This window comes from Azospirillum isscasi, from assembly GCF_030849505.1.
GTDB classification, from domain to species: domain Bacteria; phylum Pseudomonadota; class Alphaproteobacteria; order Azospirillales; family Azospirillaceae; genus Azospirillum; species Azospirillum isscasi.
In genome coordinates, this window is record NZ_JAUJFI010000042.1 from 23,069 (window position 1) to 38,014 (window position 14,946).

Below are 14,946 nucleotides of genomic sequence, written 5' to 3' on the forward strand. Positions count from 1 at the left end.
GGCGCGTATGGTCGCAGGATGCCGGACATATCGTGCCGAACTCAACAAAGATTCGATCGGAATGCGCTGGTGTTTCGAACCTTTCCGGCAAGGCGCCTGTCGTCCGCGCAGGGGTGACGGGCACGGGCCGCGGGGCTTTTCCGTTTGCATGAGGAAGGGGGGTGGGGTATTGACCCGCTCCGTGTGTCCGAGCACCGCATGTCCCCAAGGCCTTGCGGGCGTTCGCCATGCCGACGGTTTGCCCATTCATCGACGAGACGACGCAGGCCATGCCCGCTGATTCCCTGAGCTCCGCCCTGTTGCCCGCCGGCCTGCACGACGTGCTGCCGCCCGAAGCGGCGCACGAAGCGGCGGCGGTGGCGCGCCTGCTGGCGGACTTCACCGCCCACGGCTACGAGCGCGTGGAGCCGCCGCTGGTGGAGTTCGAGGACAATCTGCTGTCCGGCTCCGGCGCCGCCATGGCGAAGCAGACCTTCCGGCTGATGGACCCGCTGTCGCAGCGCATGATGGCGGTGCGCGCGGACATCACCCCGCAGATCGTGCGCATCGCCACCACCCGCCTGAAGAACGGCGCCCGCCCGGTGCGGCTGTGCTACGCCGGGCCGGTGCTGCGCGTGAAGGGCTCGCAGCTCCGCCCCGAGCGGCAGATCACCCAGGTCGGCGTCGAGCTGATCGGCCCGCTGGAGGCCGAGGCGGACGCCGAGGTGATCCTGCTCGCCGCCCACGCCCTGGAAGGGGTCGGGGTGCGGCATCTGTCGGTGGACCTCTGCGTGCCGACCATGGTGGCGCGGGTCTGCCGCGGCCTGGGTCTGGGCGAGGAGGAGACCGCCCGTCTTCGCGAGGCGCTGGACAAGAAGGACGCCGCGGCGGTGACCGCCGTGGGCGGTCCCGCGGCCACGCTGCTGCACACGCTGATGGCCGCCTCCGGCCCGGCGGAGCGCGCGATGCAGGTGCTGGCCGCGCTGCCCCTGCCGGAAACGGCGGAGAAGGACCGCCGCCGCCTGACCGACACGCTGCGCCTGCTGCGCGCGGCGCGCCCCGATTTGACGATCACCGTCGATCTGGTGGAGCACCGCGGCTTCGAATACCAGACCGGCCTGAGCTTCACCCTGTTCGCCCGCGACGTGCGCGGCGAGCTGGGGGCGGGCGGGCGCTACCGCGCCGGCGTGCGTCCGGAACTGGAGGAGGAGGGCGAACCGGGGACCGGCTTCACCCTCTACATGGACACGCTCCTGCGCGCCGTTCCGGCGCCGGAACCGGTCCGGCGCGTTTACGTGCCGCACGGCACCGCCTGGGCGGCGGCGGGCAAGCTGCGCGCCGAAGGCTGGGTCACCGTGGCAGGGCTGGCCCCCGTGGCGGATGCGGCGGCGGAGGCCCGGCGGCTGAGCTGCGGCCATCTTCTGAACGGCGGCACGGTCACGCCGCTGGCTTGAGACTTCACGATAAGGATTCCCCCGCAGGGGCGGGGGAGCCTTGGCACGGGCAACCTTTTCTTTCTGCCTTCTTTTTTTGCGGAGACACACATGGCCAACGTGGCGGTGGTCGGCGCCCAGTGGGGCGACGAGGGCAAGGGCAAGATCGTCGACTGGCTGTCCAGCCGGGCCGACGTGGTGGTGCGCTTCCAGGGCGGTCACAACGCCGGCCACACGCTGGTGATCAACGGCGTGACGTACAAGCTGAGCCTGCTGCCTTCGGGCGTGGTGCGGCCGAACAAGCTGTCGATCATCGGCAACGGCGTCGTCTTCGACCCCTGGGCCTTCATCCGCGAAGTGACGGCGATCAAGAGCCAGGGCGTGGACGTGTCGCCCGCCACGCTCCAGGTCGCCGAGAACGTTCCGCTGATCCTTCCGGTCCACAGCGCGCTCGACAAGGCGCGCGAGGAGGCCCGCGGCGCCGGCAAGATCGGCACGACGGGCCGCGGCATCGGCCCGGCCTATGAGGACAAGGTGGCCCGCCGCGCCATCCGCCTGTGCGACCTCGGCGACGAGGCGGTGCTGAAGGAGAAGGTGGACGCCCTGCTGGCCCACCACAACCTGCTGCTCCGCGGTCTGGGTGCGGCGGAGATGAAGCCGGCGGACCTGCTGGACCCGCTGCGCGAGATCACCCCGCAGGTGCTGCCCTACGCCTCCGTCGTGTGGAAGACGCTGGACGAGCTGCGCCGCGCCGGCAAGCGCATCCTGTTCGAGGGCGCCCAGGGCTCGATGCTCGACATCGACCACGGCACCTACCCGTACGTCACCTCCTCCAACACGGTGGCCGGCAACGCCGCCGCGGGCAGCGGCATGGGGCCGCGCGCGGTGGGCTATGTGCTGGGCATCTGCAAGGCCTACACGACCCGAGTCGGTTCCGGCCCGTTCCCGACCGAGCTGTTCGACGACATCGGCGAGCTGATCGGCCAGCGCGGCAAGGAGTTCGGCGTGGTCACGGGCCGCAAGCGCCGCTGCGGCTGGTTCGACGCCGTGATGGTGCGTCAGGCCATCAAGACCGGCGGCATCGACGGCATCGCCATGACCAAGCTGGACGTTCTGGACGGCTTCGACGAGATCAAGGTGTGCGTCGGCTACCGTCTGGACGGGCAGGAGCTGGACTATCTGCCGGCCAACGCCGCCGCCCAGGCCCGCGTCGAGCCGATCTACGAGACCTTCGAAGGCTGGAAGGACAGCACCCAGGGCGCCCGCTCCTGGGCGGAGCTGCCGGCCCAGGCGGTCAAGTACGTCCGCCATGTCGAGGAGCTGATCCAGGCCCCGGTGGCCCTGCTGTCCACCAGCCCGGAGCGCGACGACACGATCCTGATGAACGATCCGTTCCAGGATTGATGGTTGTTGGGGTGGTCGCGTCGGCCCCCCTCCCGGCCTCCCCCCGCTTCGCAGGGGGAGGGGTGGGTGGGGGCCCGGTGCAACCACTTCTCTCCACGTTAATGATTTGTTTGCCCTTTTCGAGCGACTAAGGCTGGCACACGCTCGCAGGCTCCGGGGATTCGAACGCCATGCCATCCGATGCCATGACCGCAGCCGCCGCGGATCGGATGATGGCCAACGCCGACCCGGTCAAGCTGGCCGAACGGTACGAGATCCTGCCGAGCGCGCCGCTGGCCGCGCTCAACAGCATCGGCGGCAACGCCTTCACCGCCAAGCCGCTGCGTGACAAGCGGTCCGAAGCCTTCGCCATCATCGGCCACGGGGCCACGCTGGCGCGCACCGACATCGCCGCCACCGTCGCCAGCCTGGACAACCAGGCCCACATGCGCCTGCTCGACTGGGGCATGGTGGACTGGCCGGCGAGTCAGGGGCGTCGCCTCTGCATGATTTTCGAGCGTCCGGCGGGCAAACGGCTGATGCACAGCCTGACCGAACCGGCGGACCCGATCCCCGAAGACCATCTGACCCGCCAGATCATCAACCCGCTGGTCTCCGCCCTGAAGGAGCTGTCGGGCCGCGGCGTGGTTCATGGCGCGATCCGCCCGACCAACCTCTTTTACCGGGATCTGGCCTCCAGCACCCTGATGCTGGGCGAGTGCCTGTCCACGCCGCCCGGCTACGGCCAGTCGGTCCTGCTGGAAACGGTGGAGCGCGGCATGGCTTCCCCCGCCGGGCGGGGCACCGGCACCATGGCCGACGACCTCTATTCGCTGGGCGTCACGCTGCTGCTGCTGTTCCTGGGGCGCAACCCGGTGGCGGCGCTGGAGGACGAGGCGATCCTCCAGGCGAAGATCGAACGCGGGTCCTACCCGGCGCTGGTCGGGCAGATGCGCCTGCCGCTGGCCATCAACGAGGTGATCCGCGGCCTGCTGGTGGACGACCCCAAGCAGCGCTGGTCGCTCCAGGACCTCGACCTGTGGGTGGCCGGGCGCCGCCTCAGCCCGAAGCAGCCGCAGGTGCCGCGCCGCGCCGCGCGTCCGCTGGAATTCCAGGGCCAGGATTACTGGCATTGCCGGACGCTGGCCCGCGCCTTCGCCCGCCATGTGGCTCCCGCCGCCACCGTCATCGAGGGCGGGGAGCTGGACAAGTGGCTGCGCCGTTCCATGGGCGACGACGCCCGGGCGGAGGCGGTGGCGAACGCGGTGCAGACCGCCTCGACCACCGGCAAGGGTGGCAGCATGGCCGAGCGGCTGGTGTCGCGCGTCTGCATGGCGCTGGACCCCGGTGCGCCGATCCGTTACCGCGGCAAGGCGATGATGCCCGACGGCATCGGCACCATGCTGGCCGACGCTTTCCTGCGCAACGAGTCGCCGCAGCCGTCGGCGGAGGTGCTGGCGAACCAGCTTCCCATGTTCTGGGTGAGCGTCCAGACGGATTTCAAGCCGGAGTTCGTGCCGATGGTGCAGAACTTCGACCAGATCCGCGGCTTCCTGGACCGCACGGGCCACGGGCTGGGGGTGGAGCGCGTCCTGTACGAGATGAACCCCACCATGCCCTGCATCAGCCCGCTGGTCGCCAAGCAGATGCCGACCTCCCCGGCGGAACTGCTGCGCGCGCTCGACTGGATGGCGGCGGGCGGCGAGCGGCACAAGGACCCCATCGACCGCCACGTCGCCGCCTTTCTGGCCGTGCGGCACCGGCGGACCGACGAGATGCTCTACACCCAGCTCGGCTCCAGCATCGAGCCGATGCGCCGGGTGATCGCCATGCTGACCATCCTGGCCGACGTGCAGGCGCGCACCGCCACCGATTCGCTGTCGCACCTCGCCGCCTGGGTGGTGGCTCTGCTCGATCCGGCCTTCCGCCGCTTCCATAGCCGCCCGCAGCAGGAGACCGTGCGCAAGCAGGCCGATTCCGCGGCCCACAACGGTCGGCTTGGCGAACTGCTGAAAATCGTGGACGATCCGGAATCGCTGCGCCGCGACAAGCTGGAGTTCGAGGCCGCGCAGATCGCCTACCGCGAGGCCGACGCCGAGATCAACAAGCTGCGGCAGAGCATCGGCGACCGGAACAGCATCATCGAATCGTCCGGGCGGCAGGTGGCGGCCATCGTGTCCAGCCTGCTGTCCACCATCCTGGTCGGCGGAATCATCCTCTTCTTCGCCTTCTGACGGCGGCCTTCACATCAAGGATCGGGTGTACCCATGGCGCGCGGCGGGAAGAGCGGCGGGAAGAAGAAGAAACGCAAAGGCAGCATGCTGACGCTGATCCTGCTGATCATCCCGGCGGGTCTGGTGGTGCTGCCCACCTCGATCCTGTTCGGCATCGGCATGATCCCGACCATGGTCGCCTACGTCACCGACCGCGACCCGGAGAAGTCGGCGCCGATCACCGTGGGCGGACTGAATTTCTGCGGCTGCATGCCCTACGCCATCGAGCTGTGGAAGCACAGCCACACCATCGGCGCCGCCGGCAAGATTTTCATGGACCCGCTGGCCTGGCTGGTCATGTACGGGTCTGCGGCGATCGGCTGGGCGCTCTATTTCGGGATTCCGCCGATGGTGGCGAATTTCGAGGTGATGCGCGCGGAAAAGCGGGTCGGCGCGCTGAAGGACGTGAAGGTCGGCCTGGTCCAGGAATGGGGACCGGAGGTGGCCGGCGACCTGTTCGACGAGTCGGGCGGTCTGCCGCCGGACGAGCAGGACGCGGTGGCGGAAGCCGCGGGGGCGTAAGGGAGCCCTCTCCCCGTGGGGGAGAGGGGCGGGAGGGGACCGTCACCCAGCCAGCTTCTGCTCCACCGCGGCGTTGCGGATGGCCTTCTGGAGCTTCTCGAAGGCGCGCACCTCGATCTGGCGGACGCGCTCGCGGCTGATGCCGTACTTCTGCGACAGATCCTCCAGGGTGGTCGGGTTGTCGCGCAGGCGGCGCTCCACCAGGATGTCGCGCTCACGCTCGTTCAGGTTCTCCATGGCGGCGGACAGCAGCTTGCGCCGCTTGCCCAGCTCCTCGCTCTCGGCCAGCGAGATTTCCTGGTTCGCCGTCTCGTCCACCAGCCAGTCCTGCCACTCGCCCTCGCTGTCGGCGCGCAGCGGCGCGTTCAGCGAGTGGTCGGGGGCGCCCAGGCGGCGGTTCATGTTGACGACGTCCTGCTCCGGCACGTCCAGCGTGGTGGCGATGTGGCGCACCTGCTCCGCCGACATGTCGCCTTCCTCGATGGCCTGCATCTGGCCCTTCAGGCGGCGCAGGTTGAAGAACAGCTTCTTCTGGGCCGCCGTGGTGCCCATCTTCACCAGCGACCAGCTGTGCAGGATGTATTCCTGGATGGCCGCGCGGATCCACCACATGGCGTAGGTCGCCAGCCGGAAGCCGCGGTCCGGGTCGAACCGCTTCACCGCCTGCATCATGCCCACGTTGCCTTCGGAGATCAGCTCCGACAGCGGCAGGCCGTAGCCGCGGTAGCCCATGGCGATCTTCGCCACGAGCCGCAGATGGCTGGTCACCAGCTTGTGCGCGGCCTCCGAATCCTCGATCTCCTGCCAGCGCTTGGCCAGCATGTACTCCTCCTCCGCCGCGAGCATGGGGAACTTGCGGATTTCCTGGAGGTAGCGCGAGAGGTTGCTTTCGGAACTGATGACCGGAACGCTGGATATCGTCGCCATGTTGACCCTCTCCGACGGCTGCTGTTCGTGCCTTCTGCCGGGCACACGGCCGTTCTCTGTTCTGTGCCGGTTCCCCGCCCGCTTGCCCGTCCGATCCGCCGGGGATGCTTCCGGATGCAAGCGTGAGCGGTGGCGGCGGTTGACGCGAAGAATAACCGACTTCCCCGCGCGGGTATAGGGGCTTATAGGGATTCTAAGATATCTGACAAATCTTTAATATCCGCGGGAAGGGGTGCCTGGAAGCGGACCGTCTCCCCGGTCGCCGGGTGCCGGAAGGTCAGCTCCGCGGCGTGCAGCGCCTGCCGTGGAAAGCCAACAAACCGTTCGCGATGGGGTTCCGGCAGGGCTGAGGCGTGCTTGCCGCCGGCGCGTCCGGCACGCCCCTTGCCATAGAGCGGATCGCCCACGATGGGATGGCCGATGTGCGCCATGTGCACGCGGATCTGGTGGGTGCGCCCGGTCTCCAGCGTGCATTCGACCAGCGCCAGCGCGGTGCCGAAGGAGCGGACGACGCGGTAGCGGGTGGCCGCGTGCTTTCCGCCGCCGCTGACCACGGCCATCTTCTTGCGGTCGGTGGAACTGCGCCCGATGTTGCCCTCGATCCGCCCCTCGCGGGGGGAGGGGACGCCCCAGACGAGCGCCCGATAGGTTCGGCTGAGCGTGCGGCCCGCGAACTGCTCGGTCAGCGCGTGGTGCGCCCGGTCGTTCTTGGCGACGACCATCAGGCCGCTGGTGTCCTTGTCGAGCCGGTGGACGATCCCCGGACGCCGCACGCCGCCGATTCCCGACAGGCTGTCGCCGCAATGGGCGAGCAGGGCGTTGACTAGCGTGCCGTCCGGATTGCCGGCGGCGGGGTGGACCACCATGCCCGCGGGCTTGTCGATCACCAACACGTCCTCATCCTCATAGACCACGTCCAGGGGAATGTCCTGGGCTTCGGGCTGTGCAGGTTCAGCTTCGGGTATGAAAACGTCGAAAGTTTGTCCGCGTTTGACCTTTACGGAGGGGTCCGTCACCGTCCGCCCGGTCCCGTCCTGCACGCAGCCGCGCTCCAGAAGCGCCTGCACGCGCGAGCGCGACAGGCCGGGAAGCCCCGCCGCCAGAGCCTTGTCGAGCCGCTGCCCGCCGGCATCGTCCGGAGCGGTCCAGCGGTGCCGCGCGCCTTCGCCGGTTTCGCCGTCCTCCGTTCCGGTGTATTCGTCGTCATCGTCGTCGATTTCGGTGCGTTCGGGCATCGTTCGGCAAAGCTCCTCACATTCGCGCGAGAGTGGACCCCAAACCGTGCAGTTCCTCAAGGCACTCATCGTCATCATGGGCGTGATGATCATCGCCGGCTTCGCGATCCTCGGCGTGGAACTCTACAAGCGCATCAACGATCCGGAGCGCCGGTCCGGCGCCGAAACCGAACGGGCCGCCGGTCCTGCGGGCAAGACGGAGGAGGTCGCGCTGGGCCTGCCGGCGGGCGCGCGCCTGGGAGACCCGGTGGCGGTGGGCAACCGCATCGTGTTCCGCGTCACCATACCGGACGCCGCGGACCGCCTCTATGTGATGGACCCGCGCACCGGCGCCGTCGCCGTGACCGTCACCACCGGAGCCGCCGCGCGATGAACACCGATGCCATGACCGCTCCATTCATCCACGACTTCCGCAGCGACAACGTGGCCGGCGCCGCGCCGGAGGTGATCAACGCTCTGGCCGCGGCCTCGGTCGGTTCCGCCGATCCCTATGGGCTGGACCCGCTGACCGCCGCCGTCACCCGCCGCCTGTCCGCCATCTTCGAAGCGGAGGTGACGGTGTTCCCGGTCGCCACGGGAACCGCCGCCAACGCGCTGGCCCTGTCGGCTCTGATCCCGCCCTTCGGGGCGGTCTACTGCCACCAGGACAGCCACATCAACGTCGACGAATGCGGCGCGCCGGAGATGGCCACCGGCGGCGCCAAGCTGGTGCCGCTGGCCGGGGAGGGCGGCAAGCTGACGCCCGCCACCCTGACCGCGGCGGTGGCCGGGGCGGGCATCGGCGTGGTGCACCGGGTGCAGCCCGCCGCCCTCAGCCTGACCCAGGCGACGGAGGCCGGCACGGTCTACCGTCCGGAGGAGGTGGCGGCCCTGTGCGACGCGGCGCACGCCCACGGCATGGCGGTGCACATGGACGGCGCGCGCTTCGCCAACGCGGTGGCCCGGCTGGGCTGCGCCCCGGCGGAGATGACCTGGAAGGCCGGGGTGGACGTGCTGTCGCTGGGCGGCACCAAGGGCGGCTGCTTTGCTGCCGAGGCGGTGGTGTTCTTCAACCCCGCCCTGGCCGAGGATTTCGGCTTCCGCCGTAAGCGGGCTGGGCATCTGGTGTCCAAGGGGCGCTTCCTGTCGGCGCAGTTGGACGCCTGGCTGGCCGATGGCCTGTGGCTGCGGCTGGCCCGCCACGCCAACGCCATGGCCGACCGGCTGTCCCAGGGCCTTGCCGCGCTGCCGGGGGCGGAACTGGCCCATCCGGTGGAGGCCAACGAGATCTTCGTGCGCCTGCCCGCCGCGGTGGCCGACGGGCTGGAGGCGGCGGGTTACCGTTTCTACCGCTGGGAGGGGGATCTGCTGCGTCTGGTCACCGCCTTCGACACGCCGCAGGCCGTCGTGAACTCTTTTCTGAAAATCGCAAAGGATCTGTCAGAAAAGGCTTGATCGGGTAGGGCGGGTTCGCTAAAACCCCGCCCACGCCGACGACGCCACGTCGTCAGACGACGAAAGACTGTCCCCTTCGTCTAGAGGCCTAGGACACCGCCCTCTCACGGCGGTAACAGGGGTTCGAATCCCCTAGGGGACGCCACTTTCGTTCGGCTGGCAACCGAGCATCGCCCGATGAAGGTCCCCTTCGTCTAGAGGCCTAGGACACCGCCCTCTCACGGCGGTAACAGGGGTTCGAATCCCCTAGGGGACGCCATCCTTTCCGGCATCAACGATCCACGGCCCGCCACTTCGGCGGGCCGTCGTCGTTTTGGCACATCCTCCCTCAGGTCTTGCGGATCAGGAAGGACATGGAGTCCGCCGTCTCGTACAGCGGCACGCCGCAGCGGCAGCGCAGCGCCGCGTAGTCGTAATCGCTGCCGCCGCATTTGTAGCAGCGCAGGGGCAGCCGGGTGCGCCGGTACAGCTCGATCCCGGCGATGTCCGCGTGCAGCGCCTTCACCTCCTCCGCCGTGAAGAAATCCTTGGACGCCAGATCCGCGGCCATGGCGTCGGTCAGGGGCGCTCCCGTCGCCCGGATGTGCTGGAGGGCGAGAAGCACCTGGAGGCTGGTGGCTGGCGGCTGTGGGTAATCGGAGCAGTAGGCCCGGTAGAGGCTGTGGTCCGGGTGCGAGGTGTGGATGTCCTCCAGGATGTACAGGCCGCCGCTCCGCAGATGGGGCAGGGACTGGGTCAGGCACCAGGCCTGATGCTGGGGGATGTGGCTGCCGTCCTCGATGATGAGGTCGAACCGGATGTCGTTGGCCCGCAGGCTGCGCCCGATGTGGTCGGGATCGTTCTGGTCGAACCGCACATACTGGATGTGGTCGTCCTGCGGCCATTCCGGCTGCGGTTCCAGGATGTCGGCGCCGATGATGAAGGCGTCCGGGAACTGGGAACGCAGCCAGCGGATCGAATCACCCCGGAACACCCCGTATTCCAGGATGATCCGCACCGGGCCCAGCGTCTGGAAGGCCTGACGGTAGGTGTCGATGTACTGGTGCCAGTAATGCTTGTCGGAATTTGTCCAGTCTGCGCTGCTCATCGGTGATCCCCGTTGCCGGCCTTGCCGCATGATACGGGAAAGGCCGGCGGGAACGCTTCACCGTTTTGCGGAGGCGCCCGTGCGGGTGGCGGTGCTCAACTCGGCCACCTCCTCCTGCCTTGCGGAGGGAAGGCCGGCGGAGCGCACCACGCCGGGGTCGTGGGGATGGACGCGGCGCGGATAGACGCTGTGAACCTTCACCACATAGTCCTGGGTCTCGCGGTAGGGCGGAACGCCCTTGTACTGGACCACGGCCCCCTCGCCCGCGTTGTAGCCGGCCAGAGCCAGGGTCACGTTCCCGTCGAAATAGGCCAGCAGCCAGCGCAGGTACTTCATGCCGCCGCGCAGGTTCTGTTCGGGGTCGAAGGGCTTGGTCACGCCGAAGCGCTCCGCCGTCTCGGGGATGAGCTGCATCAGCCCCATGGCGTTCTTTTCCGACACCACGTCCACGCGGTAGCCCGATTCCACGGCGATCACCGCCAGCACCAGCTCCGGGTCGAGGCCGTAGGTGGGGGCCATCTTGGCGACCATCGCGCGGATTTCCTTGGGCGGCATGCGGATCACGCCCCAGCGCACGCTCGGCGGCTCGCAGCGGTCGGGCGCCTTGCCCGTGGCCGCGGCGCTCCTGGTGCCGGCCGGCTTGACCATCTGCATGGCGTCCTCGTTGCCCAGCAGGGCGGCGCGGCGCAGCCAGGAACGGCCAAGTTCCTCGTCCTTCGACACGGCGCCCCGTCCCGCCATATGCATGCGCCCGGCGCGGTAGGCCGCCTCCGCGTAATCCTGACGGGCCGCCCGGCAATAGAGGGAGAGGGCCAGCCGCTCGTCGCGGTTCACGCCTTTCCCCACCTCGTAGCGCATCGCCAGCTCGTACTGGGCGCGGGCGCTGCCCTTGCTGGCGAGCGCCTCCAGGGCACGGACGGTGCGCTCGGACGAGCTTTGAAAAACCGGGGTCTGGGCCGCCGCGGGCAGGGCGGTCAGAAGGGACGCGAGCAGCCCGCCGGCGGCCAGCGCCGCCGCGGTTTTCGCCGTCCGGAACCGCCTTTCGCCGATGGGTGGAGGTGACCGGTCTTTCGGCGTATGCGGGAAGAAGGCCGTGCTAGCGCCAACGTCCGGCTGTCCGCGAAAGACGTAACGCGATATGGTCCGGGTCAAGAGAGGAAGCGGACCATAATGAAATAAGACTTCCGCTAAGGGACGGAAACGCCGCCTATACAGAGAAGAAGAACCGCTGGCAGCGGACCTGCGGATGGATGAATGAACGAATTCATCGTTGGCCATGGACATGGCTGTCCCGCAAAGGAGATTCGAGGTCGGTTGGTGAAAGCCAGCCGGCCTTTTCCTTTTGAGCAAAGTCATGAAGCCTCCCGTATGTCCGGAGACAATACATCGTCCCCGATCGAATGTTCCGGGAGCAATCGGACGATCCGCGGCATGTTAGAGGTAATCTCGCCAAATTGTGCAGGGTCCTAGCCTTTTTCCCAACTGGCAGCCCCAAGGGTGGGCCATTACGTACTGAAGGACCGACGATTGTCGTTGGAGAATCCGGTTATGCCCCGGGCGCATTCGGCGCAAGGCGGGGTCCGGAGCGATGGTTCGGGCGTTCCCAGACACGCCCGCAATGATCGGCACATCTTTCGGTACATAGGGAGGCAGCGTTCCACCGATGGCGAACCACGTCGCGAGTTCCTTGCGCCGTCCGGCAAGCAGCCCCGCGCCGCTCGACCCCGCCGCCCTCGAACCGGTGTTGGGAAAGCGCCGGGCGGACGAGGACGAGTTGAACGTTGCGAACGAGGCCGATGACGGCGCCGAGGCCGAGGACGCAGCCGAGGCGGAGGAGGTCTCCGCACCGCTGGCGCCCCCCGATCCGGCGGTCATCGCGCAGATCGAGGCGGAAATCCCCCGCCTGCGCCGTTTCGCCCGCGCCATGGTGCGGGACGCCACGCTGGCCGACGATCTCGTCCAGGAATGCCTGGAACGCGCCCTGTCGCGCCTGCATCTGTGGCGGCCAGGCAGCAACCTGCGCGCCTGGCTCTTCACGATCCTGCGCAACCTGCACATCAACGGCATCCGCCGCCGCCAGACCGTGGTGGACATCGACGGGGAAGGGCAGGCGGCCATCGGCGCCGCCCATGGCGGGCAGTTCGTCCGGCTGGAACTGCGCGACCTGAAGCGCGCGCTGGGCCTGCTGCCGACCGAGCAGCGGGAGGTGGTCCTGCTGATCGGGCTGGAGGGCATCTCCTACGGCGAGGCCGCGGACATCCTGGGCATCTCCATCGGCACCGTGAAGTCGCGCCTGTCGCGCGGGCGGCGCGCCCTGCGCCAGCTCATGGAAGGGCACAGCCCGACCGACGAGGATTGAGTCCTCACCGTTTCCGGGTGCCCGCACAGAGAAACCGGCAACGCTCCGGATGGGGCGTTGCCGGTCAGGTGCGAGGCTAACATCGAGAGGCTTTGGGGGTACTCGCGCATCCGGCCTTCCGAGACGCGATGGCCGGATGCGGGCGCTCGGCGGGAAAACGCCCGCCCGGAGAGGCCCGGGCGGGGCTGGGTCTAGCGGCGCCTGACCAGGCCCAGAATCAAACTCGCGGCGAACAGGACAAGGAAAAGGAAGAACAGGATTTGCGCGATGCCCGAAGAGGCCGACGCAACTCCGCCAAAACCGAGTGCGCCTGCGATCAGCGCGATGACGAAGAAAACAAGTGCCCAATAGAGCATCCTAACCTCCCTCGCTCGGTCCGAAGCGCGTGACGGCTCGTCCGGCGCGCAGTCTGTTGAACGTCCTACTCTGTGAAGAGCAATCAGTACTGTGCAGAACACGGCGTCCGACTGAAAGGTTCCCGGACGCCGCCGCCGCAAAGGGCTTTTTTTGGGTAGGGCGGGTTCCAAACGGGGGAGGACGATTCCGATACCGTTGCCCGATACCGCTGGCTTGACCGCAACAACGGCCCGCGACCGCTGTTGTCGGAGGCGCCGGCCTGCTCGGTTCCGGCCTTGCGGGCAAAAAGGCGCCGCGCCGCTCCGCCGGTGCGAGACGCCGTATCGAGAGAAGAGGAAGCCATGAACGCCAAACTGTCCCTCGCCGTTCTCGCCGCGACCCTGGCGGGCGCCCCCGCCGCGATGGCCCAGTCCTATCAGAACAACGCGCCGCCGATTCCCTACGAACGCTCCAGCCCGTCGGGCCTGCCGACCACCAGCCCGCAGGTGGAAAGCCTGCCCGGCACCCAGGTCGATCCCTGGGAGAACCGGACCCAGAACCGGATGCCCGACAGCCGCATGCCTGACCGGGCGACCAGCGGCAGCAGCGGCGCCGCGGGGGCCGCGGGCACCTATGGCAGCACCGGCACCTATGGGACTCCCGGCACCTACGGCTCCACCGGCACCATGAACAACGCCATGCCGAACAGCGGCGCCATGGGGACCACCGGATCGGCCACCGGCACCATGCAGGGCAACCGGCAGGTCATCATGAACGTCGATCCCAGCACGACCCGGCGCGCCGAGCGCGGACAGAACCGCAAAGAGCTGATGCAGACCTCGCTGCTGAACTACTTCAGCGCAGCCGGCTTCACCTCCGTCCGCGACTTCCGCAAGCAGGGCGAGAACTACATGGCGGAGGCCCAGTCGGCCAACGGCACCTGGAGCACTGTGCTTCTGGACACCAGCACCGGGACGATCTCCGAGGTCCGCTGATCCTTCCGCCGCCGCGGGTCAATCCATCAGCCGCGGCCAGGATCCCGTCAGGCGGCCATAGCCTGCCGGGACCGACGCATCGTACAGGGGCAATGGCTGGCGCAGCCGTTGCCCCGCGTCGCGTCCGAGGGTGCGCACCGCGGTCGCCAGCCGCCCGTCCGGCGGCCACGACCCGCCGGGGCTGAACGGCACCACCAGCGCAATCCCCTGGTCCAGCCGCCCGCCGTAGCGGCTTTGCCCGCCCTCCGGACCTTCCGTCCAGGTCAGATGGGCGGACAGGCGGATGCCGCCGTCGAAGGCGCGCATCAATTCCACCGTGCCGCCCCAGTCGCCGCCGAGATAGCGTCCCAGCCGCAGCACGCCCGTCGTGGCGGCTCCCGCCGCCTCCCAATAGACGCTGGCATGGCCGGTGTTCCGCCCGCTTTCGGAGGCGATGCGCAACGCTTCATCGGGCGGGCGTTTCCAGACGCGGTTCAGGTCCAGCCCCAGCGCCCAGCGCGCCGTCAGCGGGCGGTACAGCGCCTCCGCTCCGACACCGCCGAACATTTCCTCGAAATGGCCGATGGACAGGCGCGTGCTCCAGCGTTCGGCGGGAGCGGCCAGCCACGCGCCGTACAGCCGCTCCACCGCGGCGACGCGGTCGGCGTAGCGTGGCAGGTCGCTGCGCACCGGTTCCGCCGCCGGGATGGCGTTGGTGTCGAGGAAATGCAGGTTGTGGCCGGCGTTCACCCGCAGCCCGCCGCTGAGGACCAGCCCGCGCAGCGGCTCCGCCGTCAGCACCGCGTCGCTGTAGGTCCGCTGGACCAGCGGGGCGCTCTGTTCGAACAGGCTCGCCTCCACCGTCGGAGCCACGGTCAGGGCCACGCGCGCCGGCCACGCGGGGGGCGGGCCGGCGGACCGCTCGACGCGGGCGGTGCGTCCGATCTCCTCCGGGCTGCCGCGCTTGCGGGCGGCCCGCTCCACCTCGCGGCGCGACAGGGTGA

General features: G+C 68.8%; 14 protein-coding genes and 2 tRNA genes. 10 read left to right on the plus strand and 6 right to left on the minus strand.

Features of this window, described 5'->3' with window-relative positions:
* Positions 1-269: 269 nt before the first annotated feature.
* The 4 genes from QSG27_RS11160 to QSG27_RS11175 all read left to right on the plus strand — a co-directional run bounded on the left by QSG27_RS11160 (position 270) and on the right by QSG27_RS11175 (position 5,590).
* Positions 270-1,433: an ATP phosphoribosyltransferase regulatory subunit gene (locus QSG27_RS11160; RefSeq protein WP_306706057.1), complete on the plus strand. Its 1,164-nt coding sequence runs from the start codon at positions 270-272 to the stop codon at positions 1,431-1,433.
* A gap of 90 nt (positions 1,434-1,523) precedes the next feature.
* Positions 1,524-2,816, plus strand: coding sequence for an adenylosuccinate synthase (locus QSG27_RS11165; protein WP_306706059.1), 1,293 nt, complete (start codon positions 1,524-1,526; stop codon positions 2,814-2,816).
* 170 nt (positions 2,817-2,986) lie between these two features.
* Positions 2,987-5,029, plus strand: a complete 2,043-nt coding sequence (locus tag QSG27_RS11170) for a serine/threonine-protein kinase (RefSeq protein ID WP_306706061.1) — start codon at positions 2,987-2,989, stop codon at positions 5,027-5,029.
* Between the two features lie 84 nt (positions 5,030-5,113).
* Positions 5,114-5,590 (plus strand): hypothetical protein, encoded by a 477-nt coding sequence (locus QSG27_RS11175; RefSeq protein ID WP_306706063.1) that lies wholly within the window; start codon positions 5,114-5,116, stop codon positions 5,588-5,590.
* A gap of 42 nt (positions 5,591-5,632) precedes the next feature.
* Here QSG27_RS11175 and rpoH read toward each other — a convergent pair whose 3' ends face one another.
* Positions 5,633-6,517 carry an RNA polymerase sigma factor RpoH gene (rpoH, locus tag QSG27_RS11180; RefSeq protein ID WP_306706065.1) on the minus strand — a complete coding sequence of 295 codons (885 nt, stop codon included), beginning with the start codon at positions 6,515-6,517 and terminating at the stop codon, positions 5,633-5,635.
* 182 nt (positions 6,518-6,699) lie between these two features.
* A complete protein-coding gene (locus tag QSG27_RS11185; RefSeq protein ID WP_306706067.1) occupies positions 6,700-7,752 on the minus strand; it encodes an RluA family pseudouridine synthase in 1,053 nt (350 codons plus the stop codon).
* Between the two features lie 46 nt (positions 7,753-7,798).
* On the opposite strand from QSG27_RS11185, the gene QSG27_RS11190 reads away from it, so the two are divergent.
* The 4 genes from QSG27_RS11190 (at position 7,799) to QSG27_RS11205 (ending at position 9,445) form a co-directional block, all read left to right on the plus strand.
* The gene (locus QSG27_RS11190; protein WP_306706068.1) at positions 7,799-8,125 is read left to right on the plus strand and encodes a hypothetical protein; all 327 of its coding nucleotides are present in this window, start codon (positions 7,799-7,801) and stop codon (positions 8,123-8,125) included.
* Entirely contained in the window at positions 8,122-9,186 is a 1,065-nt protein-coding gene (locus QSG27_RS11195; RefSeq protein ID WP_306706069.1) for a threonine aldolase family protein, read from the plus strand. Before QSG27_RS11190 ends, QSG27_RS11195 begins: the two co-directional genes overlap by 4 nt.
* Before the next feature lie 69 nt (positions 9,187-9,255).
* Positions 9,256-9,331 (plus strand) — tRNA-Glu (locus tag QSG27_RS11200).
* A 38-nt stretch (positions 9,332-9,369) separates the two neighbouring features.
* A tRNA-Glu gene (locus QSG27_RS11205) sits at positions 9,370-9,445 on the plus strand.
* A gap of 69 nt (positions 9,446-9,514) precedes the next feature.
* On the opposite strand, the gene QSG27_RS11210 is transcribed toward QSG27_RS11205, so the two are convergent.
* Both QSG27_RS11210 and QSG27_RS11215 read right to left on the minus strand, forming a co-directional pair.
* A complete protein-coding gene (locus QSG27_RS11210) occupies positions 9,515-10,273 on the minus strand; it encodes a class I SAM-dependent methyltransferase (protein WP_306706071.1) in 759 nt (252 codons plus the stop codon).
* 57 nt (positions 10,274-10,330) lie between these two features.
* Positions 10,331-11,425, minus strand: coding sequence for a transglycosylase SLT domain-containing protein (locus QSG27_RS11215; RefSeq protein ID WP_306706073.1), 1,095 nt, complete (start codon positions 11,423-11,425; stop codon positions 10,331-10,333).
* 511 nt (positions 11,426-11,936) lie between these two features.
* On the opposite strand from QSG27_RS11215, the gene QSG27_RS11220 reads away from it, so the two are divergent.
* The gene (locus tag QSG27_RS11220) at positions 11,937-12,632 is read left to right on the plus strand and encodes a sigma-70 family RNA polymerase sigma factor (RefSeq protein ID WP_306706075.1); all 696 of its coding nucleotides are present in this window, start codon (positions 11,937-11,939) and stop codon (positions 12,630-12,632) included.
* Between the two features lie 191 nt (positions 12,633-12,823).
* On the opposite strand, the gene QSG27_RS11225 is transcribed toward QSG27_RS11220, so the two are convergent.
* Entirely contained in the window at positions 12,824-12,988 is a 165-nt protein-coding gene (locus QSG27_RS11225; protein ID WP_149467551.1) for a DUF1328 domain-containing protein, read from the minus strand.
* Between the two features lie 342 nt (positions 12,989-13,330).
* Here QSG27_RS11225 and QSG27_RS11230 point away from each other — a divergent pair, with 342 nt between their 5' ends.
* The gene (locus QSG27_RS11230) at positions 13,331-13,963 is read left to right on the plus strand and encodes a hypothetical protein (protein WP_306706078.1); all 633 of its coding nucleotides are present in this window, start codon (positions 13,331-13,333) and stop codon (positions 13,961-13,963) included.
* 18 nt (positions 13,964-13,981) lie between these two features.
* Here QSG27_RS11230 and QSG27_RS11235 read toward each other — a convergent pair.
* The coding region (locus tag QSG27_RS11235; protein ID WP_306706080.1) for a YjbH domain-containing protein at positions 13,982-14,946 on the minus strand (965 nt) is incomplete at its 5' end.

Bases quoted from the DNA above. Each gene is read 5' to 3' on its own strand.
- rpoH (WP_306706065.1), bottom strand. From the start codon at position 6,517: ATGGCGACGATATCCAGCGTTCCGGTCATCAGTTCCGAAAGCAACCTC.
- QSG27_RS11160 (WP_306706057.1), top strand. From the start codon at position 270: ATGCCCGCTGATTCCCTGAGCTCCGCCCTGTTGCCCGCCGGCCTGCAC.
- QSG27_RS11170 (WP_306706061.1), top strand. From the start codon at position 2,987: ATGCCATCCGATGCCATGACCGCAGCCGCCGCGGATCGGATGATGGCC.
- QSG27_RS11210 (WP_306706071.1), bottom strand. From the start codon at position 10,273: ATGAGCAGCGCAGACTGGACAAATTCCGACAAGCATTACTGGCACCAG.
- QSG27_RS11220 (WP_306706075.1), top strand. From the start codon at position 11,937: ATGGCGAACCACGTCGCGAGTTCCTTGCGCCGTCCGGCAAGCAGCCCC.
- QSG27_RS11230 (WP_306706078.1), top strand. From the start codon at position 13,331: ATGAACGCCAAACTGTCCCTCGCCGTTCTCGCCGCGACCCTGGCGGGC.
- QSG27_RS11225 (WP_149467551.1), bottom strand. From the start codon at position 12,988: ATGCTCTATTGGGCACTTGTTTTCTTCGTCATCGCGCTGATCGCAGGC.
- QSG27_RS11195 (WP_306706069.1), top strand. From the start codon at position 8,122: ATGAACACCGATGCCATGACCGCTCCATTCATCCACGACTTCCGCAGC.
- QSG27_RS11165 (WP_306706059.1), top strand. From the start codon at position 1,524: ATGGCCAACGTGGCGGTGGTCGGCGCCCAGTGGGGCGACGAGGGCAAG.
- QSG27_RS11175 (WP_306706063.1), top strand. From the start codon at position 5,114: ATGCTGACGCTGATCCTGCTGATCATCCCGGCGGGTCTGGTGGTGCTG.
- QSG27_RS11185 (WP_306706067.1), bottom strand. From the start codon at position 7,752: ATGCCCGAACGCACCGAAATCGACGACGATGACGACGAATACACCGGA.